The following is a 23,742-nucleotide window of genomic DNA, read 5'->3' as shown; positions in this document are numbered from 1 at the left end:
GTTCATCGGGTACCCGATGGCACTGGCGGTGCCTGGCTGATGCTTCAGCGTGGTGGCGGGAGGTTCATCGGGGACCCGATGAACCTTCGGACCCGAGCCCGTGAGGTCAGGGGCGGCAGACGCGGCAGGTGGTGAGGTGGCCGTTGTGCTCGCCGACGGGGTGCAGGTCGGTGCGGTGGGCGATGAGGGCGCAGTCGCGGCGGTGCATGGTGGTGCCGTCGCCGGCGGTGACCGGCAGGGCCGAGACGTCGACGCCGTCGTCGCGGGTGGCCGCGGCGCGCGAGGTGACGTCGGCGAGCACGAGGAGGGTGTCGGCGAGGCGCTTGGAGGACTCGCGCCCGTCGTCGGCGATGCGGGCCAGCCAGGCGCCGAAGTAGAGGAAGCCGCCGCAGAAGGTCAGCCCGAGCCCGAGCAGGCCGCCGGAGACCAGGTAGGAGATCTGGTCGTACTCGTAGGGGGTGTTCGCGGCGCCGTACCAGCCCAGGATGATCACCACGAGGCCCAGCGGCAGCAGCACCGCACCGGCCCAGAAGAGCACCACCTGCAGCAGCCGGTAGTTGTTGTTCTTCAGCGGCGCAGCCCCGTTGCCGCCGCGCGAGCCGGCCCGCGGCAGCGAGCCGACCGACGAGGCGCCGGTGCGGGCCCCCGAGGCCGGCGCGGTGCCGGTGTGACCGGGGGTGGGTGCGGGTGCGGGGTTCACGGTGGTCATCGCTCAGGCCTTTCGGAGGTCGGGGAGGCCGCTGTCGAGGCCGTGGGGGCAGGCGCCGACGCCGCCGAGGGCGAGCACGCCGAGGCGGCGCAGGTAGGAGCCGGCGATCGTGGCGCCGATGATCCCGCCGAAGAGCAGCGCGCCGGGGATGGAGAACAGCGGCGGCAGCCCGGCGCCGGTCGGCGCGGCGTCGACGAGGTCGCCGTCGCCCGAGCCGTCGCTGCCGGGCACGGCGGGCTCGCCCGGGGTGCCCGGGGTGCCGGCGGTGCCGGTGCCGCCGCCGCCGGTCGTGGCGCTGCCGCCCCCACCGGCGGTGGTCGGGTCGCCCGGCTCGCCGGTGGTGTTGTTGTCGGGCACCTCGCCGGTCGGGATGTCGACGGGCTGGGAGGTGTCGACGACGCTGGTGGCGTTGCCGAGGGTGATCACGAACCGGGGGGCCAGGTTGATCGCGGACCCCAGCACCGCCTTGAGCTGGCCGGCCTCCTCGGGGATCTGGTTGATCAGGTCGGCGAGCGCGTTGAGCGGCAGCGCGTCGAGCTGGCCGCGCAGGATCGTGGTGTCGATGACGACCTGGATGCCCTGCACGGTGGTGGTGGCCTTGTCGCCGTCCTTCTCGTACGACGGCTGCGGCAGCAGCAGCTGGATGCCGAGGGCCTCGAGCGCGGCCCCCGGGTCGCTGGGCAGGCCCGGCACGGGCGCCGCCTGGCCGGCGGCCTCGAAGCCGTCGGCGCCGTAGCGGAACTTCTGCCCGGCGATGGTGAGCACGCCGTAGTCGGCGCCGCCCCCGGTGGTGCCCTTGGCGCCGTCGCTGGCCGCCACGGCTCGAGCGGTGATGCCCGAGAGGGTCACCACCCCGCCGAGCAGGCTGACGTCACCGACGGCCGAGCGCGAGACCGCGCGCACCTGGGTGGAGTCGTTGGTCACGACCGACTCGGCGGCGTAGCCGCCGATGTCGACGAGCGCGGCGAGCTCGGTCGGGATCTGGCACTCGACCTCGTCCTCGTCGGCGCGCGCCTCGACCCGTGCCGTACGACGCTCGCGCGCCGTGGGCTCCTGGCTCGCGGCGCGCGAGCCGCCGGCCAGACCTCCGGCCAGGGCCTCGGTGAGCCCGCCGGTCAGGGCGCCCAGCCCGGGGATGTCGGGCAGCCCGGGGATGCCGGGCAGGCCCGGGAGCCCCGGCGCGTCGCCGTCGCCGTCACCGTCGCCACCGCCGCCGTCCTCGCTGCCGGCGCCGGGCTCGCCGAGCCGGCAGTCGGTGGAGTAGCCGACCTCGGCGAAGGTCCGGCCCTCGCTGGCCCCGGTGCGGTTGATGACCCCCGGGAACGGCTCGTCGGCTTCGCGCGGCGGGCCGGCGGGGTGCACGGAGTTGACCTGGAAGGGGTAGCCGTTCTCGCCGATCGGGCCGGCGAGCTCGGGTGGGAGGCCGAAGTTCTCCACGATGGTCTTGAAGCCCTCGCCGACCGCGTCGCCGGGCCACATGAAGCTGGCCCGGCCCCGCGACGTCGAGGAGTCGGCCTTGACCGTGCTGTAGCCCATGTTCAGCTCGGCCTGCGGGCTGGCCGGGATGGGGATGGTCGACTCGTAGATCTCGATGCGCACCGGGGTGGCCGAGGTGGTCGAGACGTACCCGGCGAACGCCGGGTCGCCCTCGGCCGCGCCGGCCGGGCCGGGCGCCGCGGCCAGCGGCAGCGCGGTGCCCACGAGGGCGGTGGCGGCCAACGAGAGCAGCACCCGGCGGGGCCCGCCGGCGCGACGCACGGAAGCTGTGGTGGTCTGGCGGCTCATGCCGCACCTCCCAGGATGACGTCGGACATGGTCTCGAGGATCTCGGCGGGCTCGCCGGTGGCCACCACGCGGCCGCCCGACATCACCGCGGCGTAGTCGGAGACCCGCAGCGCGGTGCGGGCGAACTGCTCGATGCACAGGATCGAGACGCCCGACTCGGCGATCTGGGCGACGGTGTCGTAGAGCTCGTCGACGATCAGCGGCGCCAGGCCCATCGACAGCTCGTCGAGCAGCAGCAGCGCCGGGTCGGAGGCCAGCGCCCGCGACATCGCCAGCATCTGCTGCTCGCCGCCCGACATGGTGCCGGCGAGCTGGCCGCGGCGCTCGAGCAGCCGCGGGAAGTAGGTGAAGGCCGTCTCGAGGACCGCCTCGGCCGGCACGCCGGCGTACGACATCAGGGTGAGGTTCTCGGCGACGGTCAGGTTGGGGAAGACCGAGCGGCCCTCGGGCACCGTGCACAGCCCCAGCCGGGCGAGCTCCTCGGGCCCGGCACCGTGCACGTTGACGCCACCGAGGTGCACGTCGCCGGAGGTCGGCGACTTCTGCCCCGAGATCACCTTGATCAGCGTCGACTTCCCGGCACCGTTGGGGCCCAGCAGGGCCATCACCGCGCCCTTGGGCACGGCCAGGTCGACGCCGCGCAGCACCTCGATGCGCCCGTAGGCGGCGTGCAGGTCGAGGACCTCGAGGATCGGGACGCTCATCGGGCACCTCCGGCGGGGCCCGCCGCGACGGCGGGCAGGACGGTCGTGTCGTCGGCGACGACGGGCAGGTCGGTGCGGGTGCGCTCGGCGGGCCCCTCGACGGCGCCGACGGCGCCGGCGGCGCCAGCGGCCGCGTCGTCCTCCTCGGGCGCGTAGCCGAGGTAGGCCTTCTGGACGGCCGGGTCGGCCCGGATCGCCTGGGGCTCACCGGAGGCGATGACCGAACCGAAGTCGAGCACGTGGATCTCGTCGCAGACCCCCATCACCAGGTCCATGTCGTGCTCGACCATGAGGATCGCGCGGCCCTCGGCGGCCAGGTCGCGCAGCAGGTCGCCGAAGTCGTCGGTCTCGGTCTCGTCGAGGCCCGAGGACGGCTCGTCGAGCAGCAGCAGCTTCGGGTCGCCGGCCAGGCAGCGGGCCAGCTCGAGCAGCCGCGCGGTGCCGGTGGGGATCGAGTCGGCCCGCTCCTCGGCGTACGCCGCGATGCCCACCCGCTCCAGCAGCGCGTCGACGCCGCCGCGCGAGGAGGACCCGATCCCGCGCACCGCGCCCAGGAGGCCGCGGTGGATGTCGGCGGCGACCCGCACGTTGTCGCGCACGGTGAGCGAGCCGAAGGCCTCGAGGCGCTGGAAGGTGCGGCCCATGCCCCGCTTGGAGCGGCGGTGCACCGGCACCGAGGTCACCTTGCGGCCGTCGAAGCGCACCGCGCCCCGGGTGGGTCGCTGGAGCCCGGAGATGACGTTGAAGCAGGTGGTCTTGCCGGCGCCGTTGGGCCCGATCAGGCCGGTGACCCGGCCGGCCTCGGCGGCGAAGCAGGCCTCGTTGACGGCGGTCACGCCACCGAACTGGACCACGACGTGGTCAACCTCGAGGAGCGGCATGCGCGGGCACCTCCTGGCGCGGGTCGGTGGCGAGCGGCAGGTCGACGGACCCGTCGGAGTGGTGGTCGGCGTGCAGGCCCACGCTCGAGAGCGAGGGCTCGGCGTCGGCGTTGGCCTCGGCCTCGGCGTGCATCCGTCGCTGGGCCTCGCCCGGGGCCGGGAGCACCGGGATGCGGGCGCGCAGCTGGGTGCCGAAGCGCCGGTCGAGCAGCCGCCCGAGCTTGAAGAGCTGGTTGGCCAGGCCGTTGGGGTCGCGGCCCAGCGCGACCGCACCGAAGCCGATGAGCGCGAAGATCAGCCCGGCCACCGAGGGGTTGGAGGACTGGAAGACCGGGAGCAGCATCAGCCCGACGCCACCCAGCGCCGCGCCGGTGACCGAGGTGACGCCGAAGACCACGGCGAGCAGCAGCAGCGGCAGCGAGTTGAAGTACTGGAACTCCGCGGCGCCGACCGAGCCGCGCAGGCCGGCGTACAGCGCCCCGGCGAGGCCGGCCATGCCGGCCGAGAGGCCGAAGAGGCCGACGCGGAACCACCGGGCGTCGAGGCCCAGGGTGCCGCAGGCGGCGGGGCTGTCGCGCAGCGCGATCAGCATCCGGCCCAGGGTGCCGCGGCGCAGCCACAGCAGGGAGAGACCCATCAGCACGAAGAACAGCGCCATCACCCACACGTAGGCGGCGCTGGACTCGATGCGCACGCCCAGCACCGAGAGCCGCTCGGCACCCAGCGTGCCGTTGAAGCCGAAGGCGAACTCGGCCTGGAAGACCATCTTCTCCATGATCACGCCGAAGGCGAGCGTCGAGAGCGCGAGGTAGAGCCCCGTCAACCGGATCACCGGCAGCGCCACCAGCGCCCCCACCCCGGCCGCGACCAGGCTGGCCAGCGCCAGCCCGAGCAGGTTGGGCTGGTCGATCTTGATGTAGGCCAGGGCGCCGACGCCGGCGAAGGTCAGCTGGGCCAGCGAGACGTGGCCGCCGTACCCGGTCAGCAGCACCAGCGAGAGCATCACCATCGCGTACGTCGCCGCGGTGCCGAGCAGCAGCAGCTTGGACTCGCCGAACGCGGTGGCCAGGAAGGCCACGCCCAGCAGCAGCGCACCGGCCCAGCCCAGGGCCCGGAACAGCGAGGGCTGCGGCGCCGAGACGATGCCCTTGACCTGGCCGATGCGCAGCTGGGCCTGGGGCATCGCGACGATGACGGCGAAGAGGAACAGCGCCGGCACGACGTTGCGCACGCTGTTGAGCAGGCCCTCGGTGGGCAGGTAGCCGGAGGCGTAGGAGGTCATCAGCCCCAGCGACATCGCGCCCAGGAAGGTCAGCGGCAGCGACTTCAGGCGCCCGAGCATGGCGGCGGCGTAGGCGTTGATGACCAGCAGGGTCAGCGCGTAGTAGTCGAGGCCGACCGTGGAGACCAGCAGCACGCCGGCCAGCGCGGCCAGCGAGGTGCCGATCGCCCAGGACAGCGCGGCGACCTGCTCGGGCTTGCCGCCGAAGAGCTTGAGCAGCTCGGGGTTGTCGACCGAGGCGCGCATGGCGGTGCCGATGCGGGTGCGGTTGAGCAGCACGTAGAGCCCGACCGCGACCACCCCCGACAGCGCGATGGTGAGGATCTGGTGGGCGGTGACGAAGATGCCGAGGACCTCGACGTCGCTGCCGGGGAAGAACGGCTGGATGCTGCGCGGCTCGGGCGGCCAGATCTGGGTGGCCATGCCGATGCACCCCACGAGGAGCCCGACGGTGACCACCAGCGAGACCGAGACCGGCCCCTCCCCCAGGCCCCGGGTCACGAAGCGCTGGATGAACCAGCCGACGCCGGGCGCGACCACGAAGAGCACCAGGAACAGCGCCAGCCACAGCGGCATCCCCTGGCGCACGCTGAAGTCCCAGAACACGAACGACATCACCATGCCGAGCGCGCCGTGGGCGATGTTGAAGACCCTCGTGGTGCTGTAGGTCAGCACCAGCCCGCTGGCCGCGATCGCGTACGCCGCCCCGCTGAACAGGCCGAAGAGCGTGAAGGCGAGGAAGGAGCTCATCGCACGGTCGTGGTGCCGTTGCAGGTGTACTTCGTGCCCCCGACCGGGACCCACCGGCCGCCCTTGAGCTGGATGAAGCGCCAGCACTCGCCGGTGCGCTTGGGCCCTACGACCTGCGGGGAGTGCAGGCCGTTCGCGGTCCAGCTCGACACCTTGCGCACCGAGTCGATCAGGGCCGACCGGTCGAGCTTGCCGCCCAGCGCGCTGGCCTGCTCGACGAACAGGCGCGCGGCGGACCAGGCGAAGACGCCGAAGAAGGTGGGCTCCGCGCCGGGCTTCACCTGCTGGAGCCAGCTGAGGTAGAGCTGGGTCTCGGGGCTGCTGCCGGCCTCCTCGAAGGGCACGAAGTTGGTGAAGATGGTGGTGCCCTCCACCGCGCTGCCGCCCTGCTGGTACTCACGGGTGTACGCGGTCGGGTCGAGCATGAAGACGTCGGGCTCGAAGCCCTGCTGCTCCATCGCCTGGGCCAGCTTGAGGGCGTTGCTGGCGGCACCGATGAACTGGACGTACTCGACGCCGCGGTCCTTCATCTGCTGCACGTAGGGCGCGTAGTTGAAGTCGGAGACCTCGATGCCCTGCTGGTAGACGAACTTCATCCCCCGTGCGGTCATCGCGGCCGCCTGCGTCTTGCCGTTCTCGGCGGCGGCGCCGGCGTTGAGGTAGAGCATCGCGGCCTTCTGGGAGGCGGCCTTGAAGTTCTTCAGCACGTAGTCGGGCACCGCGTTCTGGAACTCGGTGGCGACCGTGGACTGGGCACCGAAGCAGGTCGCGCAGCCGCTGCGGTCGCGGGTGACGGCCGCCGAGCGGATGTCGGGCAGGCCGCACTTCTCGGCGACCGGCGCGCCGCCGGAGTCGAAGGCCGACATCGAGCCCACCATCGCGAACACGTCGCCGCAGGCCGAGGTGTAGGCCTGCTGGTCGGCGCCGGCGTCGGTGCGGCTGTCGTAGTTCTTCAGCACCAGCGAGCGCCCGCAGAGCCCGTCGGGGTTGGTCTTGTTGTAGAAGGCGATGTAGGCCTTCGTCGCGTCCTGGGCGGCCTCGAAGAGCCCGGGCACCGGGCCGGAGATGTCCGAGGCGTTGCCCAGGGTGATGGTCGAGTCGGTGATGCCCGGCCCGTTCTTGAACCCGTCGCACGACGCGGCCTTGCCGCCGCCGTCGGCCGACCCCTCGCCCCCGGGGTCGCTGGTCCCGCCGTCGGAGCCGCCCGAGGAGCCGTCGGAGCCCGACGACCCCGAGGAGCCCGACGACCCGGAGGTGCCCGAGCTGCCGCTGGAGCCGTCGGTGCCGGGCACCCCGCCCGTTCCGGGGTCGCCCCCGGCCACGCTCCCGTCGCCGCTGTCGAGGGTGCCGCCGACGGAGGTGCCGCCGAGCGTGCCGCCGGCCGTGACGACGTCGTTGGGGTCGAGGTTGGAGCCGCACGCGGCGAGCACCAGGCAGAGCGAGCCTGCCGCGACGGCCGTGGCGGCGCGTCGGACGTCACGCAGGGACCGTCGAGCGGACACCGGACCTCCAAAACTAGAACGTGTACTAATTCTTAACGAGTGTGCCCCAAAAAGGTGATGGTGCCCACACTGAATTGGAACCAGTTCTCGGCACTCCCACCCGGACAGGGGTGGTCGGAGCGGCATCAGCGCTGGTGGGGCCGCCGATCGGCGTGGCCCAGACCGGGGTCACGGGCCGGGCGTGTCCACGACCCGGCACCGCCGTTGTGACGCAGACCACCCCGGCATACGGTCGGTCCCACGCGGCGGGCATCGGGCCCGGGCCGCGAGGAGGAGGGCCGATGAGCGTGCGGGAGAGCTTCGACTACGTGGTGGTGGGGGCCGGCAGCGCCGGCGCGGTCCTGGCCGCCCGGCTCACCGAGGACCCGGTCACCTCCGTGCTGCTGCTGGAGGCGGGCGGCCCCGCGGAGTCCGACCACATCTCCGTCCCGGCGGCCTTCCCGAACCTCTTCAAGACCCGGTGGGACTGGAACTACCAGACCACCGAGCAGAAGCAGCTCGGCCGACGCGCCTACTGGCCGCGGATGAAGGCGCTCGGCGGCTGCTCGTCGATGAACGCGATGATCTACATCCGCGGCAACGCCGCCGACTACGACACCTGGCGCGACGACCACGGCGCGCACGGCTGGGGCTACGACGACGTGCTGCCCTACTTCCGCCGGGCCGAGGCCAACAGCCGCCTCGGCGGGCCCCTCCACGGCACGGACGGCCCCCTGCACGTGGAGGACCGCCGCTACACCCACGACCTGACCCACGCCTGGGTCGAGTCGGCGGTGGCCACCGGCATGGCCCGCAACGACGACTTCAACGGCGCCACCCAGGAGGGCGCCGGGCTCTACCAGGTCACCTGCCACCAGGGCCGGCGCTGGTCGACCGCCCGCGCCTACCTCGACCCCGCCGCCGACCGGCCCAACCTCACCGTGCGCACCGGCGCGCTGGCCGAGAAGGTCGTCGTCGAGGGCGGCCGCGCCGTGGGCGTGCAGTACCAGCACGGGCGCGGCACGCAGACGTCGTACGCCGCCGCCGAGGTGCTGCTGTGCGGCGGCGCGGTCAACAGCCCGCAGCTGCTGATGCTCTCGGGCATCGGCCCCGGCGCGCACCTGCGCGAGGTGGGCGTCGACGTGGTGCTCGACCAGCCCGCGGTGGGCGCCAACCTGCACGACCACCCGGCGCTGCCGCTGGTCTTCGAGACCCGTGGCACCACCGACCTGGCCGAGCTCAACACCCTGGGCGCCTTCGCGCGCGCCAAGCTGATGGGCCGGGGGCCGCTGACCTCCAACGTCGGCGAGGGCGGCGGCTTCTGGCGCACCCGCGAGAGCCTGCCCGCCCCCGACCTGCAGGCCCACGTCGCGCCCAGCGGCTTCTGGGACAACGGGCTGCACGAGCCCACCAGCCGCAAGGTCACCGTCGCCCCGACGCTGGTGCACGTGGCCAGCCGCGGCTCGCTGCGGCTGCGCTCGGCCGACCCGCGCTGGCACCCCGACATCGACCCGGGCTACTACGACGACCAGGCCGACCTCGACGCGATGGTCGCGGGCGTGCGCCGGATGCTCGACGTGGTGGGCACCGGCCCGCTGGCCGAGCTGGTCGCCGGGCCCGGGCTGCCGACCATGCGGTGGGGCGCCGACCCCACCGACGCGCAGATCGAGGAGCACCTGCGCGCCGAGACCCAGACCCTCTACCACCCCGTCGGCACCTGCGCGATGGGCGACGACGACCGCGCGGTCGTCGACCCCGAGCTGCGGGTGCGCGGCGTCGAGGGCCTGCGCGTCGTCGACGCGAGCGTGATGCCGATGGTCACCCGCGGCAACACCAACGCCCCCACCATCATGATCGGCGAGAAGGCCGCCGACCTGCTGCGCGGGCGCGCCGCGGTCGGCGCCGGCGCCACCTCCGGGAAGGACCACCGATGAGCGACACCGTGCGCCAGGACCAGCAGGACCAGCAGGACCAGCAGAAGCTCGAGTCCTTCGACCCCGCCACCGGCGACGTGGTCGGGGTGCACGCCGTCGACGACGCCGCCTCGGTCGAGGCCGCCGTCGCCCGGGCCCGGGCCTCGGCGGCCTGGTGGGCGGGCATCGGCTTCGACGCCCGCGCCGAGGTGCTGGGCCAGTGGCGCGCGGTGCTGACCCGGCGGATGGCCCAGCTGGCCGACGTCGTGCACGCCGAGACCGGCAAGCCGCACGCCGACGCCCAGCTCGAGATCGGCCTGGCCATCGACCACCTGGCCTGGATCGGCGCCAAGGCCGAGAAGGTGCTGGGGCGCCACCGGGTCTCCCCCGGCCTGCTGCTGGCCAACCACAGCGCCTCGGTGGAGTACCTGCCGCTGGGCGTCGTGGGCGTCATCGGCCCCTGGAACTACCCGGTCTTCACGCCGATGGGCTCGATCGCCTACGCCCTCGGCGCCGGCAACACGGTCGTCTTCAAGCCCAGCGAGCTGACCCCCGGCGTGGGCGTGTGGCTGGCCGACAGCCTGCGCGAGGTGGTCCCCGACCAGCACCTGCTCCAGACCGTGATCGGCTGGGGCGAGACCGGCACCGCGCTGTGCCGCGCCGACATCGACAAGCTCGCCTTCACCGGCTCGACGGCGACCGGCAAGAAGGTGATGGCCACCTGCGCCGAGAACCTGACCCCGGTCGTGATCGAGGCCGGCGGCAAGGACGCCCTGATCGTCGACGAGGACGCCGACCTCGACGCCGCCGCCGAGGCCGCGGCCTGGGGCGCCTTCTCCAACGCCGGGCAGACCTGCATCGGCGTCGAGCGGGTCTACGTGCACGAGAAGGTCGCCGACGACTTCATCGGCAGGCTCTCCGAGCGGGCCCGCGCGGTCCACGCCGGCGTCGACGCCGAGGCCAAGCTCGGCCCGATGACGATGAGCTCGCAGCTCGAGGTCGTGCGCAGCCACGTCGACGACGCGATCGCCCGCGGCGGGCGTGCCGTGGTCGGCGGCCCCGAGTCGGTCGACGACCGGTTCGCGCAGCCGGTGGTCCTCGTCGACGTGCCCGAGGACTCCCTGGCCGTCACCGAGGAGACCTTCGGGCCCACCGTGGTGGTCAACCGGGTCGGTTGCATGGACGAGGCCGTCGAGAAGGCCAACGCCGGCAAGTACGGCCTCGGCGGCGCGGTCTTCTCGGGGCGCCGGGGCGCCGAGATCGCCCGCCAGCTGCGCTCGGGGATGACCTCGGTCAACGCCGTCATCGCGTTCGCCGCGGTGCCCTCGCTGCCCTTCGGCGGGGTCGGCGACTCCGGGTTCGGGCGCATCCACGGCGCCGACGGGCTCAAGGAGTTCACCTACGCCAAGGCGGTGACCCGCCAGCGGATGAAGCCGGTGCTCAACCTGACCACCTTCGAGCGCACCGAGGAGCAGGACACCCTCTTCGCCACCATGCTCACCGCCCTGCACGGCCGTGCCAGCCAGATCGGCAAGCGCCCGCTGCGCGAGCGGGTGGCCGCCGTCCGGGAGAGGCGCCGGGGGTAGCCCGGCGCGGCCGGCGGGCCCGGCCTCAGGCCTCGCCGGCCCCGTCGTCGAGGCCGTCGTCGGGCCCGTCGCCGGGGGCGATCGGGCCGGGCGCCGGGCCGTCGGTGGGGCCCTCGTCGGGGGTGCCGGCGGGGTCGATGTCGGAGAGCTCGATGTAGTCGTCGACCACCCACACGCCGTTGGTCTGCAGGTTGACGGTCTGGATGCCGACCGGGCTGCCGTCACGGTAGGTGATCAGCGAGACCTGCGCCTCGCGGCGGATCTTCGAGCCGAGCGCGATGGCGTACGCCGCCCCGCCCGTGGTGCCCATGGTGAACCGGTAGCCGGTGCGCGGGCCGGTCTCCTCGGGGGTCTCCTCGCCCTCGGCGTCGCTCGCGCCCTCGGCGTCCTCGTCGCTCTGCTCACCGGTCTGCTCGTCGCTCTGCTCGTCGGCCGCGGGCTCCGCGTCGCCCTGCTCGCCGGAGACGGGCTCGGCCGCCTCCGACCCGTCGCCGTCGGTGGCCTCGTCGGCCACGACCGGGTCGGGGCCCTCCTGCACGTGCAGGTGGCCGCCGACCACGAGGTCGACGCAGCCGCGGCGCAGCGCCTCGGAGGCCAGGTTGGCGTCGTGGACCAGCACCGTGTCGATCGGCTCGTCGGCCGCGCACGCGGCGTCGGCCAGGCGCTCGCCGACCTCCTCGAAGCTCAGCCCGCCCTCGTCGCGCCAGCTGCCCAGGCCGCTGGAGCGGGGGTCGGCGACACCGAGCAGGGTGCCGCCCCCGGGGCCCTCGACGACCTCGCCGTCGAGCATCGTCCAGCCCAGCTCCTCCAGGTACTCGACCACGAAGGTGCCGTTGTCGTGGTTGCCGGCCACGCCCCAGCGCGGCAGGTCGTCGAAGGCGGCCGAGACCGAGTCGAGCGAGAAGGCCTCCCAGCTGGAGCCGGTGGAGGTGTCGTCGCCGCCGTTGAGCACCCCGACGGCCCCCACGTTGTCGCCGACCGCACGGGCCACGACGTCCATCTGGATGTTGTCGTGGCGGTCGCTGACCATCGTGACGACGACCTCGTCGTCCTCGGGCAGGCGCAGGTCGAGCTCACCGGCGGCCTCGGCCGCCTCGGTGTAGAACGTCTGGGACTTGTCGTAGGTGTTGACCGCCGACTCGATGAGCCGGCGGGTCGAGGTGGTGGTGACGTCGCCGCGGATCTCCACGCCGTCGACCTCCTCGGGCAGCGGCACGCCCTCGCCGACGAAGTCGGCCAGCGGCACCCACTCGCGCTCGGCCTCGGCGGCCGCGACCGCGTCGTCGGGCGGGGTCCAGGGCTGCCACAGCCCCAGCACCATCGCGACCGCGAGCAGCGCGGCGAGCACGCCGTACGGCGTGGGCAGCGCGAGCAGCAGCTGGCGGCGCCGGCTGCGGCCCAGCAGCAGCCACACCAGCACCGGCACCGCGCCGATGACCAGCCCGCGCAGCAGCGCGTCGAGGGCCATGTCCTCCATCGCCGAGCGCAGCTTGGCCTGCGGGCCCTCGGGCGAGGAGGCGATCAGCGCGTAGCGCTGGACCAGGTCGTCGGTGCTGGCCGCCTCGGTCTTGCCCAGCTGCACCTGCACGCCCAGCGGCAGGCCGGAGGCGATGCGCAGGTCCGGCAGGACCGGCCCGGTGCGCAGCTCGACCTGGCCGTTCAGGGTCGGTCGGACCACCGACTCGTGGCTGGCCAGGCTGACCTCGCGGTCGCTGCTGAGGAACAGGAAGCCGGCCGCGAGCAGCGAGCCGCCCAGCCAGACCGCCAGGCAGCCGAGGACCACCGCACCGCGCACGGTGTGCCCGAGCAGGCGGCCGCGCAGGCCCCGCTCGGCCGCCGGCTCGGCGGCCTGGGACGAGGCGGGCTCAGGCTCGGGCACGGGCGATCGCGTAGAGGGTCACGCTGGCGGCGACGCCGGCGTTGAGGGACTCGAGCTGGTTGGCCATCGGGATCGAGACCAGCTGGTCGCAGTTCTCGGCGACCAGGCGCGAGAGGCCGTTGCCCTCGGACCCGACGACGACCACGAGCGGGCCGTCGGCCAGGTCGAGGTCGGGCAGGTCGACCTCGCCGTCGGCGGCCAGGCCGACGACCATGCAGCCGGCGTCCTGGTACTCCTTGATCTGGCGGTTCAGGTTGACCGTCTGCGCGACCGGGATGCGGGCGGCGGCACCGGCGCTGGTCTTCCAGGCCGAGGCGGTCATGCCGGCGGCGCGCCGCTCGGGGATGACCACGCCGTGGGCGCCGAAGCCGGCCGCGCTGCGCACGATCGCGCCGAGGTTGCGGGGGTCGGTGACCGAGTCGAGCATCACGATCAGCGGCGGCTCGCCCATCTCCTTCGCACGCTCGATCAGGTCGTGCGGGTCGGCGTACTCGTAGGAGGGGATGCGGGCCGCGAGGCCCTGGTGCACCGCGCCCTGGGTGAGCCGGTCGAGCTCCCCGCGGCCGACCTCGAGGAGGCTGACGCCCTTGTCGGCGGCCAGCGCGAAGACCTCGCGCAGCCGGCCGTCGCGCTCAGCGCCCTCGGCGACGTACACGCCGTTGACCGGCACGCCCTCGCGCAGCGCCTCGAGCACCGAGTTGCGCCCGGCGATCCACTCGGCGTCGCTGCTGCCGCGGCGCTTCTGGGAGCCGCCCTTGGACTGCGAGCGGTTCTTCTCGGCGCGCTTGGCGGCCTTGTGGGCCTGGTGGTACTCGCGGTCCTTGGCCTTCGGGGTCGGGCCGCGGCCCTCGAGCCCGCGCTTGACGCGCCCACCCGAGCCGGCGGTGGGGTTGCCCTTGCCGGTCTTCTTGATCGCGCCCTTGCGCTGGGAGTTACCGGCCATTGATGAGGCTCCACTTCGGTCCGTCAGGGGTGTCCTCGACCTCGATGCCGGCGGCCTTGATCTGGTCGCGGATGGCGTCGGCCGCGGCGAAGTCCTTCGCCGCACGCGCCTGGGCACGCTGGTCGAGCAGGCCGTGGACGAGGGCGTCCACGGCGGAGGTCAGCTGGTCGTCGGCGCCCCGGGCCGGGCCCCAGGCGGGGTCGGCGGGGTCGAGGCCCAGCACGCCGAGCATGGCGCGCACCGAGGCGGCGTTGCCGCGCAGGGCGGGTGAGTCGGCACCGGCCCCTTCGGCGAGGAGCTTGTTGCCTTCGCGGACGACGTCGAAGACCGCGGCGACGGCGGCGGGGGTGCCGAGGTCGTCGTCCATCGCGGCCACGAAGTCGGCGCAGTGCATGCCGGTCGCGGGGATCTCGCCGAGCACCCCGCGGGCCCGCTCGAGGTAGGCCTCGATGCGCCGGAAGCCGACCGCGGCCTCCTCGAGCGCCTCGAAGCTGAACTCGACGTGGCTGCGGTAGTGGGCCGAGACCATGTAGTAGCGCAGCTCGATGCCGCGGAAGCGCTGCAGCACCGAGGGGATGGTCAGGCTGTTGCCGAGCGACTTGCTCATCTTCTCGCCGGCGGTGGTGATCCAGGCGTTGTGCATCCAGTACGACGCGAAGCCGTGGCCCGCGGCGCGGCTCTGCGCCTGCTCGTTCTCGTGGTGCGGGAAGCGCAGGTCGACGCCGCCGCCGTGGATGTCGAAGGCCTCGCCGAGGTACTTGCCGGCCATCGCCGAGCACTCGATGTGCCAGCCGGGGCGGCCGGGGCCCCAGGGGCTGGGCCACGAGGCGGTGGCGGGCTCGGCGGCCTTGCGGCCCTTCCACAGGGCGAAGTCGCGCGGGTCGCGCTTGCCCCGGGGGTCGGCGTCCTCGGCGGGCTCCATGTCGTCGAGGCCCTGCCGGGTCAGCTCGCCGTACGACGGCCAGGAGCGCACGTCGAAGTAGACGTCGCCGGAGCCGTCGGCCGCGGCGTAGGCGTGGCCCTTCTCGACCAGCTGCTCGATGAGGGTGATCATCTCGGGCACGTGGGCGGTCGCGGCCGGCTCGTAGGAGGGCGGCAGCACGTTGAGCGCGGTGTAGGCGCGGTCGAGCTCGCGCGACATGTCGTAGGCCAGGTTCCACCACGGGCGGCCCTGCTCGGCCGACTTGGCCAGGATCTTGTCGTCGATGTCGGTGACGTTGCGGATGAACGTCACCTCCAGGCCCTGGTGCACCAGCCACCGGCGCAGCACGTCGAAATTGACCCCCGAGCGCACGTGGCCCACGTGCGGCTCCGACTGCACCGTCAGCCCGCACACGTACACGCCCGCCCTGCCCTGCTGCAGGGGGACGAAGTCGCGGACGTCGCGCGTGGCGGTGTCGTAGAGCCGGAGAGTCACCCCGCAAGTGTAGGAGCGCGCTCTCCCCCGCCCCGCATCCCCGCCCGGGCCGGGCCGCCGGTCCTCCACAGGGAGTTTCATCGGGTACCCGATGGACCTCCCGCTGCCTGGCTGAAGGATCAGCCGGGTGGCGCCAGGTTCATCGGGTACCCGATGAAACTCCCTCGGGCCGACCTGTGACGCAAGTGACGGATGTGACGTACCGTGGCCCGGTGCTGCGATCCGCCCTCCCCGCCACCGCGCTCGCCCTCCTCGCCACCGCGCTGGCCCCCGCCCCCACGACGTACGCCGCCGACGGCGGCAGCGACGCCGCCTCGAGCAGCAGCGCGGCCCGGGCCGACACCTCGGCGCGCAGCGCCACCGCGCGCAAGATCAACCACCAGTCCTGGGATGGCTCGGCGCAGTGGAAGAAGGGCCGCTCCACGGCGGTGAAGGTCAAGCGGGGCCGGGTCTTCCACCAGCCCTCGGCCACCACGTCGACGCGCTCGCTGGGCGGGACGACGTACACGACCGCGCGCTGGAACGGCCCGTGGCACCGCCCCGGGTTCTCCTTCACCGAGCTGATCGCGTCGTGGGAGGCCAAGACCCCCGGCGACAGCTGGATCGAGGTCGAGGTCAAGGGCCGCGCCGCCGACGGGCGCCGCTCCTCGTGGGACCTGCTGGGCCGCTGGGCCTCCGGCGACAAGTTCGTCGAGCGCACCACGGTCTCGGGGCAGAGCGACGACCTGGCCTCGGTCAACGTCGACACCTGGCGCGCCCCCGCCGGGCTGGTGGCCTACCGGCTGCGGGTGACGATGGGCCGCAAGGCCGGCGCGAGCAGCAACCCGCCGAGCGTGGGCGCGGTGAGCGCGATGGCCTCGCGGCTGCCGAGCGGCTCGGTGCAGGCCTCGGCCCCCGGCGTGGTCAGCAAGGCCGGCGGCACGGTGCTGCCGGTGCCGACGTACAGCCAGATGACCCACCAGGGCCACTACCCGCAGTGGGGCAACGGCGGCGAGGCGTGGTGCTCGCCGACGTCGACGTCGATGGTGCTGGGCTACTACGACTCCCTGCCGAAGCCCAAGGACTACTCCTGGGTGCCGGCCGGGCACAACGACCCGTGGGTCGACCACGCGGCGCGGATGACCTACGACCACGGCTACAAGGGCACCGGCAACTGGCCCTTCAACACCGCCTACGCCGCCCGCCAGACCGACGCGGCCTTCGTCACCCGGCTGCGCAGCATGCGCGAGACCGAGAAGCTGGTGGCCGCGGGCATCCCCGTCGTCATCTCGATCGCCTTCGACCGCGGCCAGCTCACCGGCGCCCCGATCAGCGCCTCCAACGGGCACCTGCTGGTCGTCGTCGGCTTCACCCGCGACGGCGACGTCGTGGTCAACGACCCGGCCGGGGCCTCCAACGGCGCGGTGCGCCGCACCTACGACCGCGGCGAGCTCGAGAACGCCTGGCTGCCCCGCTCGGGCGGCACGGCGTACGTCATCACCGACGCCGACCACCCGCTGCCCTCGCCGGAGAACCACTCCAACTGGTAGGGCCGCGGCCCACCGGGCTCAGCCGACGGCGGCGTCGGTGGTGTCGGTGGTGGTGAAGTCGACCTCGTCGAGACCGGTCGCGCCGTCGGGCAGCACGTCGCGCTCGACGTCGGTCTGCACGTTGCCGGCGCTGTCGGTGGCGCGCACCCGCACCAGGTGGTCGCCGGGCGCGACCTCGGTGGTGCCGGCCCACTGCACCCAGGTGTCGGCGCTGGGCACGCGACCCAGGTCGGCGGGCACCCACGGCCCGCCGTCGACGGAGAACTCCACGGCCGAGATGCCGGTGCCCTGCATCCAGGCGACCCCGCCGAAGGCGACGTTGCCGGCCGGCACGCTCTCCCCCGAGCGCGGCACGTCGATGCGCGAGGCGATCTTGACCGGCCCGCGCTCGCCCCAGCCGCGCTGGGTCCAGTACGCCGAGAAGTCGGCGAAGCGGGTCACCTCGAGGTCGACGACCCACTTGGTCGCCGAGACGTAGCCGTAGAGCCCGGGCACCAGGGTGCGCACCGGGAAGCCGTGCTCGATGGGCAGCGCCTCGCCGTTCATCGCCACCGCCAGCATCGCGCCGCGGTCGTCGGTGAGCGCCTCGAGCGGGGTGCCGCAGGTCCAGCCGTCCTCGGAGGTCTGCAGCACCGCGTCGGCGCCGGGCAGCACCCCCGCCTCGGCGAGCAGCTCGGAGGTGAGCACGCCGGTCCACAGCGCGTTGCCGACCAGGTCGCCGCCGACGGGGTTGGAGACGCAGTTCAGCGTCACCCACGCCTCGGTGCGCTCGCGGGCGAGCAGGTCGTCGTAGGTCAGCTCGATCTCGCGCTCAACCAGGCCGTGGATGCGCAGGCGCCAGTCGACCGGGGCGATCGCGGGCACCACCAGGGCGGTGTGGATCAGGTAGAACTCGTCGTTGGGCGTCTGCCAGGAGGCGATGTCGTCGACGCCCAGGCTCGAGCCGCGCGGCGGCGGGGTCTGGCCCGCGCCCTCGATGCGCAGCAGCCGCCGGGTCTCCTCGACCGCGCGGCGCCCGCTGCCGAGCACCTTGCCGGCGCCGGCGACGACCACGGCCGCGCCGCCCACCAGCAGCGCGCGCACCAGGAACGCGCGCCGTCCCTGCGCCGCGGCCGGCGAGCCGGCGGGCGGTACGTCGTTCGGCACGGCGGGACGGGCCGGTGCGCGCGCGGCCCGCTCGGCGCGCCGCAGCGGCGTGACCAGCAGCGCCAGCACGAGCAGCCAGGTGAGGTAGCCGATGACCACGGGCAGCAGGTCGACCGGCCCGGAGCCCCGCTGCAGCAGCACCGCGGCGGCGGTGAGCAGCGCCAGCACCGAGTAGCCGGCCAGCGGCGCCCACCACCGGGTGCGGGCGGCGGTGCCGAGCGCGGCGAAGACGAGCGAGACGATCAGGAAGATCATCACCAGCAGCAGCGCCTTGTTGGAGGCGCCGAAGAAGCGGATCACGAAGTCGGCGACCGGGCCCGGGGTCAGCCGGATGACGGCCTCGGCGATCGCGACCACCGGCGACTCGCGGATGGTCAGCACCATCGCGGCGGTGTAGCTGGTCGCCAGACCGGTCAGCCCGGCCACCAGACCGGCCAGCCGCCACATGCCTGCACGTCCGTCCACCTGTCGATCATCCCCCACGCACCCCCGGGGGCCCGCGCTCGGGCATGATCGCGATGTGAACGGCACCCCCGAGCAGAGCCCCCGCACCGACCGTCCCGCGCCGGCGTACGCCGCCCTGCGCACCGGTGTCGGCACCGACGTGCACCGGCTGGTGCCGGGCGCCGAGATGCACCTGGCCGGGCTCTCCTGGCCCGACGAGGAGGCCGGTCTCGAGGGCCACTCCGACGCCGACGTGGCGGCGCACGCGGCCTGCGACGCGCTCTTCTCCGCCGCCGACCTGGGCGACCTGGGCTCTCACTTCGGCACCGCCGAGCCCGAGTGGGCCGGCGCGTCGGGCGCCACCCTGCTGGCCGAGACCGCCCGCCGGGTGCGCGCGGCCGGCTTCGAGGTCGTCAACGTCGCCGTGCAGGTGATCGGCAACCGGCCCCGTCTCGGCCCGCGGCGCGACGAGGCCCGGGCGGCGCTCTCGGCCGCGGTCGGCGCCCCGGTGTCGGTCTCGGCGACCACCACCGACGGGCTGGGCCTGACCGGGCGCGGCGAGGGGGTCGCGGCGATCGCGACCGCGCTGCTGGTGGCCCTCGACTAGAGCCCCGGGACGTCATCACCCCCGCGGCGGGGGACGTCCCGCCCGTATGACGTCCCGGGCCGGGCCTGGGTACGGTCACCGCGTGCCGCACCCGACGCCCTCCCCCGCCCCACCGACCTCCCCGACCGCGACCGTGGTCGTCCTCGGCGCCGGCTCCGGCTCGCGCGTCGGCGCCGGCGTCAACAAGGTGCTGCTGCCGCTGGCCGGGTGCCCGGTGCTGGCCTGGTCGGTGCTCACCGCGCTGGCCACCCCCGGCGTGGGCCGGGTGCTGGTGGTCGCGCGCGCCGACGAGCTCGACGAGGTCGCCGAGGCGCTGGCCCCGCACCTGCCGCTGGACGACGCCGGCGCGGACGACGAGGGCCGCGGCCGCCCGGAGGTCGGGCTGGTGGCCGGCGGCGCCACCCGGCACGCCTCCGAGGCGCGGGCGCTGCGCAGCCTAGCCGCCGACGTCGAGGCCGGGCGCACCGACGTGGTCGTCGTGCACGACGGCGCCCGCCCGCTGGCCCCGGCCGCGCTCTTCACCGCGGTCCTCGAGGCGGCCCGCAGCAGCGGCGGGGCGCTGCCCGGGGCCCCGGTCGCCGGGGTGCTGACCCGGGGGCTGCAGCAGGTGCCCGACGCGCTGGTGGGCGTGCAGACCCCGCAGGCCTTCCGCGCCGGCCCGCTGCTCGCGGCCTACCGCCGCGCCGACGACGACGGCTTCGAGGGCACCGACACCGCCGCCTGCTTCAGCCGGTACGCCGACCTGCCGGTCGTCGCGGTCGCCTCGGGGCCCACGAACCTCAAGGTCACCTGGCCCGAGGACCTCGCCCTGGCCGAGGAGCTGCTGGGCCGGACCGGGTCGCTGCCGGGCGGGTCGCTCAGCGAGCGGTGAGCGCCTCGAGGACGGCGACGTCCTCGGGGCCGGTCACGCGACGTCCCTCGGGGGGCGCCTCGCGGGTCACGACCGGGAAGCGCTCGGCCAGCATCGCGACCAGCTCCCCCATGTCGTCGGAGGGCAGCGCGTCGAGCGCCGCGACCACGCCGGCGGGCAGCACCACCGGCGAGGTGACCACCAGCAGCTGCTCCCGGTCGGGCCCCATCCGCACCGTCGGCAGCGCGTCCGCCCCGTCGACGGTCTTGACCGTGTCGGTCACCGGTCGCACGCCCACGACGACCGCCTGGCGGCGTACGGACTCGCGCAGGCACTCGGCGATGAAGTCGGCCGGGGTCATCGGGCACAGGCAGTCGTGCAGCACCACCGGCTCGCCGGAGTCCGCGAGGCCCTCCCACTCGGTGCCGATGTCGACGGGGGTGACCCCCGACTCCCCCAGGCCCCACGCGGCGACGGCGACCAGCGCCTCGCCGTGCAGGAGCTCGAAGGGCAGCGAGCCGCGGTTGATCTCGAGCACGGTGCCCAGCGCGGGCGGCAGCTCGTCCTCGTCCTCGAGGTCGGACCAGTCGGGGCTGTCGAGGCTGTCGGGGCTGTCGGGGCTGTCGGGTGGGGTCATGGTGGGTCCAGCCTAGGACGCACGACGGCCCCCGGGTGGTCACCCGGGGGCCGTCGAGATGTCGCTGTGCTGGAGGTGGTGCTCGCCGTCAGGAGGCGAGCACCTCGTCGAGGATGACCTCGGCCTTGTCCTCGTTGGTCTTCTCGGCCAGGGCCAGCTCGGAGACCAGGATCTGGCGCGCCTTGGCCAGCATCCGCTTCTCGCCGGCCGACAGGCCACGGTCGCGCTCGCGGCGCCACAGGTCGCGCACGACCTCGGCCACCTTCATGACGTCGCCGCTGTGCAGCTTCTCCAGGTTCGCCTTGTAGCGGCGCGACCAGTTGGTCGGCTCCTCCACGTGGGCGGCCCGCAGGACGTCGAAGACGCGGTCGAGGCCCTCCTTGTCGACGACGTCACGCACGCCGACCAGGTCGAGGTTGCAGGCCGGGACGCGAACGACCAGGTCCTGCTGGGCAACGATCCGCAGGACCAGGTACTGACGGTCCTCGCCCTTGATGGTCCGCATCTCGATGTCCTCGATGACAGCGGCCCCGTGATTGGGATACACAACCGTTTCGCCGACGGTGAAAGTCATATGTCAGGTTCCCCTTCCTAGGTGGACATCTTAACACGGGATCGAAGCGTCCTCCGCATCGTTTGTGCAGGTCAGAGGCGCAATGCGGTCTTGACAGATGGCTCGGGGGTGTGGTGGCGGCCCTCCCCGGGGGCGTGACGCACCCCACCCCCGACGTCGGGCGCGTCGGGCGAAAAGTGCCTCCTACCTGCGCGGACCTCCCGCGAGGAGCCCCCTCGACGGGGATACTGCCGGGCATGGCCCGACCCCACCTGCCCCGCCGCCGCCCGGCCGCCCCGCGCCCCGCGGGGACGCCCGTCGGGGAGCCCGTCGCCGAGCCCACCACCCCTCCGGGCCCCACCCCTCCGGCCGCCGGCTCGACATCCACCGCGACCGCCGAGCCGGCGGGCACGCCCGTCGCACCGCCGCCGCCCACGCCGCGGGCACGGCGTACCGGCCCGGCCCGGATCCTCGACTCCACGCCGGTGCTGCTGGTGCAGGCCGCCCACCCGCGCCAGGCCGTGGCGACTGCCGTGCTGATGAGCGTCGCCGCGGCGCTCGCGGACCGCCCGACCCGCGAGCTGGGGCTGGTGCTGGTCACCGTCCTGGTGGGCCAGGCGATGCTGGGCTGGCACAACGACCTGGTCGACCGGCGCCGCGACGCCACCCACGCGACCCGGGGCAAGCCCCTCGCCGACGGGCGACTCGACCCCGGCACGGCGTGGTTCGCGCTGGCCTGCGGGCTGCTGGCCCTGGTGCCGCTCTCGGTCGCGCACGGCCCCACGGCCGGCCTGATCTACCTCGGCTCGGTGGCGATCGGGCTGCTGGGCAACCTGACCCTGCGCACCGGGGTGCTGTCCTTCGTGCCCTGGGCCGCGGCGTTCGCGACGTACCCCGCCTTCCTGTCGTACGGCGGCTGGGGCGGCGTCGGCACCGACGAGGCCCCGCAGCCGGCGATGGTGCTGCTCGCGGCCCTGCTCGGCGTCGGGGTGCACCTGCTCACCGCGCTGTGGGGGCTGGTCGCCGACCACGAGGACGGCTGGACCTACCTGCCGCTGCGCCTGGGTCTGCGGCTGGGCGCGGCACGGCTGCTGGCGCTCACGGCGCTCTACCTGGGCCTGGTCACGGTCGCGATCGGCTTCGTGGGCACCACCAGCGGGTTGGGCACCGGCTGACGCTAGGCTGGCCCGCAGCCGGACCCACGACGAACCGAAGGCATGAGACCCACGATGCTGATCCGCCGCAAGCTCGCGCTGACCACCAGCGCGGTCGCGCTCGCTCTCCCGCTCTCCTCCTGCGGTTTCGACTACGCCACCGACCGGCCCTACACGCCGGCCGCGGGCGCCAACGAGCGCGACGCCGAGGTCGACGTGCTGGGCGCGGCGATCGTGGCCAGCCGCGACGGCGCCGGCACCTTCATCGGCGGGCTGGCCAACAACTCCGCCACCGACGTCATCACCTTCACCGGCCTGTCCGGCGAGGGCGGCGAGCAGGTCAGCGCCGAGGTCGAGCCCCGCCCGATCGACCCGCTGGGCTTCGAGAACCTCTCCGAGGAGGACAACGGCTTCGCCGTGACCGGCGACTTCGCCGCCGGCGACTACCTGGCGGTGCGCCTGAGCTTCGACAACGGCGAGTCGGTGCAGATCGACGTCCCCGTCGTCACGAACTGCGGCATCTTCGAGGGCTTCGACTTCGCCAGCGACGACGGTGACGGCGGTGACAGTGGGGAGACCTACGACTGCGAGCCGCTGGAGTCGGTGCGCGACTACGGGCCCGGCGAGGAGGGCCTCGAGGGCGACGAGCTCGAGCCCGAGGGCGGCGCCGAGTCGGAGCCGGAGAACACCCAGTGAGCGCCCCGACCAGCACCCTGGTCCTGCTGCGCCACGGCGAGAGCGACTGGAACGCCAAGAACCTCTTCACCGGCTGGGTCGACGTGCCCCTGACCGAGAAGGGCGAGGGCGAGGCCCGCCGCGGCGGTGAGCTGATGCGCGAGGCCGGCATCCTCCCCGACGTCGTGCACACCTCGCTGCTGCGCCGCGCGATCTCCACCACCGGGCTGGCCCTCGACGCCTGCGACCGGCACTGGATCCCCGTGCACCGCTCCTGGCGCCTCAACGAGCGCCACTACGGCGCGCTGCAGGGCAAGAACAAGAAGCAGACCCTCGAGCAGTACGGCGAGGAGCAGTTCATGCAGTGGCGCCGCTCGTTCGACGTGCCGCCGCCCCCGATCGACGACGCCGACGAGTTCTCCCAAGCCGGCGACCCGCGCTACGCCGACCTCGGCGACGACATGCCGCGCACCGAGTGCCTCAAGGACGTCATCGAGCGCTTCCTGCCCTACTGGGAGTCGGCGGTCGTGCCCGACCTGCGCGCCGGCAAGGTCACCCTGGTCGCCGCGCACGGCAACAGCCTGCGCGCGCTGGTCAAGCACCTCGACGGCATCGGCGACGACGAGATCGCCGGGCTCAACATCCCCACCGGCATGCCGCTGGTCTACGAGCTCGACGCCGACCTGTCCCCCACCGTCCCCGGTGGGCGCTACCTCGACCCCGACGCCGCCGAGGCGGCCGCCGCGGCCGTGGCCTCGCAGGGTCGCTGACCCGGCCCAAATCTCGCGCCCAGCCGGCTCATACTTCGCGCCGAGCC

The 23,742-nt window shown here is 73.9% G+C and carries 20 protein-coding genes; 8 read left to right on the top strand and 12 right to left on the bottom strand.

Features of this window, described 5'->3' with window-relative positions; genetic code table 11:
- Positions 1–106 precede the first annotated feature (106 nt).
- Genes OCU29_RS06535 through OCU29_RS06510 form a run of 6 tightly spaced genes read right to left on the bottom strand, consistent with a single transcriptional unit; the run spans position 107 to position 7,613 of the window.
- Positions 107–709 carry a hypothetical protein gene (locus tag OCU29_RS06535; RefSeq protein ID WP_261819272.1) on the bottom strand — a complete coding sequence of 201 codons (603 nt, stop codon included), beginning with the start codon at positions 707–709 and terminating at the stop codon, positions 107–109.
- A gap of 3 nt (positions 710–712) precedes the next feature.
- The gene (locus tag OCU29_RS06530; protein WP_261819271.1) at positions 713–2,494 is read right to left on the bottom strand and encodes a choice-of-anchor P family protein; all 1,782 of its coding nucleotides are present in this window, start codon (positions 2,492–2,494) and stop codon (positions 713–715) included.
- Positions 2,491–3,198 (bottom strand): ABC transporter ATP-binding protein, encoded by a 708-nt coding sequence (locus OCU29_RS06525; protein WP_179615422.1) that lies wholly within the window; start codon positions 3,196–3,198, stop codon positions 2,491–2,493. The genes OCU29_RS06530 and OCU29_RS06525 overlap by 4 nt, the downstream gene beginning before the upstream one ends.
- A complete protein-coding gene (locus OCU29_RS06520) occupies positions 3,195–4,079 on the bottom strand; it encodes an ABC transporter ATP-binding protein (protein WP_261819270.1) in 885 nt (294 codons plus the stop codon). Before OCU29_RS06520 ends, OCU29_RS06525 begins: the two co-directional genes overlap by 4 nt.
- On the bottom strand, positions 4,060–6,111 hold the full coding sequence (locus OCU29_RS06515; RefSeq protein WP_261819269.1) for an ABC transporter permease: 2,052 nt from the start codon (positions 6,109–6,111) through the stop codon (positions 4,060–4,062). Before OCU29_RS06515 ends, OCU29_RS06520 begins: the two co-directional genes overlap by 20 nt.
- Complete coding sequence (locus OCU29_RS06510; RefSeq protein ID WP_261819268.1) at positions 6,108–7,613, bottom strand: ABC transporter substrate-binding protein; 1,506 nt, start codon at positions 7,611–7,613, stop codon at positions 6,108–6,110. The genes OCU29_RS06515 and OCU29_RS06510 overlap by 4 nt, the downstream gene beginning before the upstream one ends.
- Before the next feature lie 281 nt (positions 7,614–7,894).
- On the opposite strand from OCU29_RS06510, the gene OCU29_RS06505 reads away from it, so the two are divergent.
- Positions 7,895–9,526 carry a GMC family oxidoreductase gene (locus OCU29_RS06505; protein WP_261819267.1) on the top strand — a complete coding sequence of 544 codons (1,632 nt, stop codon included), beginning with the start codon at positions 7,895–7,897 and terminating at the stop codon, positions 9,524–9,526.
- A complete protein-coding gene (locus OCU29_RS06500; protein ID WP_261819266.1) occupies positions 9,523–11,091 on the top strand; it encodes an aldehyde dehydrogenase family protein in 1,569 nt (522 codons plus the stop codon). Before OCU29_RS06505 ends, OCU29_RS06500 begins: the two co-directional genes overlap by 4 nt.
- Positions 11,092–11,116: 25 nt before the next feature.
- On the opposite strand, the gene OCU29_RS06495 is transcribed toward OCU29_RS06500, so the two are convergent.
- The 3 genes from OCU29_RS06495 to cysS are packed head-to-tail and all read right to left on the bottom strand — an operon-like array spanning position 11,117 to position 15,330.
- Positions 11,117–12,970 (bottom strand): metallophosphoesterase, encoded by a 1,854-nt coding sequence (locus OCU29_RS06495; RefSeq protein WP_261819265.1) that lies wholly within the window; start codon positions 12,968–12,970, stop codon positions 11,117–11,119.
- Positions 12,957–13,913, bottom strand: coding sequence for a 23S rRNA (guanosine(2251)-2'-O)-methyltransferase RlmB (rlmB, locus tag OCU29_RS06490; protein WP_179615416.1), 957 nt, complete (start codon positions 13,911–13,913; stop codon positions 12,957–12,959). The genes OCU29_RS06495 and rlmB overlap by 14 nt, the downstream gene beginning before the upstream one ends.
- A complete protein-coding gene (gene cysS / locus OCU29_RS06485; RefSeq protein ID WP_261819264.1) occupies positions 13,903–15,330 on the bottom strand; it encodes a cysteine--tRNA ligase in 1,428 nt (475 codons plus the stop codon). Before cysS ends, rlmB begins: the two co-directional genes overlap by 11 nt.
- 212 nt (positions 15,331–15,542) lie before the next feature.
- Between cysS and OCU29_RS06480 the strand changes: the two genes are divergently transcribed.
- Entirely contained in the window at positions 15,543–16,859 is a 1,317-nt protein-coding gene (locus OCU29_RS06480) for a peptidase C39 family protein (protein ID WP_261819263.1), read from the top strand.
- 18 nt (positions 16,860–16,877) lie between these two features.
- On the opposite strand, the gene OCU29_RS06475 is transcribed toward OCU29_RS06480, so the two are convergent.
- On the bottom strand, positions 16,878–18,470 hold the full coding sequence (locus OCU29_RS06475; RefSeq protein ID WP_261819262.1) for a molybdopterin-dependent oxidoreductase: 1,593 nt from the start codon (positions 18,468–18,470) through the stop codon (positions 16,878–16,880).
- Between the two features lie 115 nt (positions 18,471–18,585).
- On the opposite strand from OCU29_RS06475, the gene ispF reads away from it, so the two are divergent.
- Entirely contained in the window at positions 18,586–19,056 is a 471-nt protein-coding gene (gene ispF / locus OCU29_RS06470) for a 2-C-methyl-D-erythritol 2,4-cyclodiphosphate synthase (protein WP_261819376.1), read from the top strand.
- An 82-nt stretch (positions 19,057–19,138) separates the two neighbouring features.
- On the top strand, positions 19,139–19,927 hold the full coding sequence (locus OCU29_RS06465) for a 2-C-methyl-D-erythritol 4-phosphate cytidylyltransferase (RefSeq protein WP_261819261.1): 789 nt from the start codon (positions 19,139–19,141) through the stop codon (positions 19,925–19,927).
- On the opposite strand, the gene OCU29_RS06460 is transcribed toward OCU29_RS06465, so the two are convergent.
- Positions 19,914–20,543, bottom strand: coding sequence for a 2-C-methyl-D-erythritol 4-phosphate cytidylyltransferase (locus OCU29_RS06460; RefSeq protein ID WP_261819260.1), 630 nt, complete (start codon positions 20,541–20,543; stop codon positions 19,914–19,916). The two genes, OCU29_RS06465 and OCU29_RS06460, sit on opposite strands and share 14 nt — an antisense overlap.
- An 88-nt stretch (positions 20,544–20,631) precedes the next feature.
- Positions 20,632–21,117, bottom strand: coding sequence for a CarD family transcriptional regulator (locus OCU29_RS06455; protein ID WP_179615410.1), 486 nt, complete (start codon positions 21,115–21,117; stop codon positions 20,632–20,634).
- Between the two features lie 236 nt (positions 21,118–21,353).
- Here OCU29_RS06455 and OCU29_RS06450 point away from each other — a divergent pair, with 236 nt between their 5' ends.
- From OCU29_RS06450 to OCU29_RS06440, 3 genes are read left to right on the top strand one after another with little or no spacing between them, the layout of a single operon-like run.
- The gene (locus tag OCU29_RS06450) at positions 21,354–22,271 is read left to right on the top strand and encodes a UbiA family prenyltransferase (protein WP_261819259.1); all 918 of its coding nucleotides are present in this window, start codon (positions 21,354–21,356) and stop codon (positions 22,269–22,271) included.
- Between the two features lie 42 nt (positions 22,272–22,313).
- Complete coding sequence (locus OCU29_RS06445) at positions 22,314–22,946, top strand: hypothetical protein (protein WP_261819258.1); 633 nt, start codon at positions 22,314–22,316, stop codon at positions 22,944–22,946.
- Positions 22,943–23,695 carry a phosphoglyceromutase gene (locus tag OCU29_RS06440; protein ID WP_261819257.1) on the top strand — a complete coding sequence of 251 codons (753 nt, stop codon included), beginning with the start codon at positions 22,943–22,945 and terminating at the stop codon, positions 23,693–23,695. Before OCU29_RS06445 ends, OCU29_RS06440 begins: the two co-directional genes overlap by 4 nt.
- Positions 23,696–23,742 lie beyond the last annotated feature (47 nt).

Origin of the sequence: Nocardioides sp. OK12, from assembly GCF_024341885.1 — a bacterium.
GTDB lineage: Bacteria > Actinomycetota > Actinomycetes > Propionibacteriales > Nocardioidaceae > Nocardioides > Nocardioides marinisabuli.
This window is presented reverse-complemented; position numbering and strand designations above follow the sequence as displayed.

What these genes read in the sequence shown, in the direction of transcription:
- OCU29_RS06535 (WP_261819272.1), bottom strand. Translation starts at nt 709, where the DNA reads ATGACCACCGTGAACCCCGCACCCGCACCCACCCCCGGTCACACCGGC.
- OCU29_RS06530 (WP_261819271.1), bottom strand. Translation starts at nt 2,494, where the DNA reads ATGAGCCGCCAGACCACCACAGCTTCCGTGCGTCGCGCCGGCGGGCCC.
- OCU29_RS06525 (WP_179615422.1), bottom strand. Translation starts at nt 3,198, where the DNA reads ATGAGCGTCCCGATCCTCGAGGTCCTCGACCTGCACGCCGCCTACGGG.
- OCU29_RS06520 (WP_261819270.1), bottom strand. Translation starts at nt 4,079, where the DNA reads ATGCCGCTCCTCGAGGTTGACCACGTCGTGGTCCAGTTCGGTGGCGTG.
- OCU29_RS06515 (WP_261819269.1), bottom strand. Translation starts at nt 6,111, where the DNA reads ATGAGCTCCTTCCTCGCCTTCACGCTCTTCGGCCTGTTCAGCGGGGCG.
- OCU29_RS06505 (WP_261819267.1), top strand. Translation starts at nt 7,895, where the DNA reads ATGAGCGTGCGGGAGAGCTTCGACTACGTGGTGGTGGGGGCCGGCAGC.
- OCU29_RS06500 (WP_261819266.1), top strand. Translation starts at nt 9,523, where the DNA reads ATGAGCGACACCGTGCGCCAGGACCAGCAGGACCAGCAGGACCAGCAG.
- rlmB (WP_179615416.1), bottom strand. Translation starts at nt 13,913, where the DNA reads ATGGCCGGTAACTCCCAGCGCAAGGGCGCGATCAAGAAGACCGGCAAG.
- OCU29_RS06460 (WP_261819260.1), bottom strand. Translation starts at nt 20,543, where the DNA reads ATGACCCCACCCGACAGCCCCGACAGCCCCGACAGCCTCGACAGCCCC.
- OCU29_RS06455 (WP_179615410.1), bottom strand. Translation starts at nt 21,117, where the DNA reads ATGACTTTCACCGTCGGCGAAACGGTTGTGTATCCCAATCACGGGGCC.
- OCU29_RS06450 (WP_261819259.1), top strand. Translation starts at nt 21,354, where the DNA reads ATGGCCCGACCCCACCTGCCCCGCCGCCGCCCGGCCGCCCCGCGCCCC.
- OCU29_RS06445 (WP_261819258.1), top strand. Translation starts at nt 22,314, where the DNA reads ATGAGACCCACGATGCTGATCCGCCGCAAGCTCGCGCTGACCACCAGC.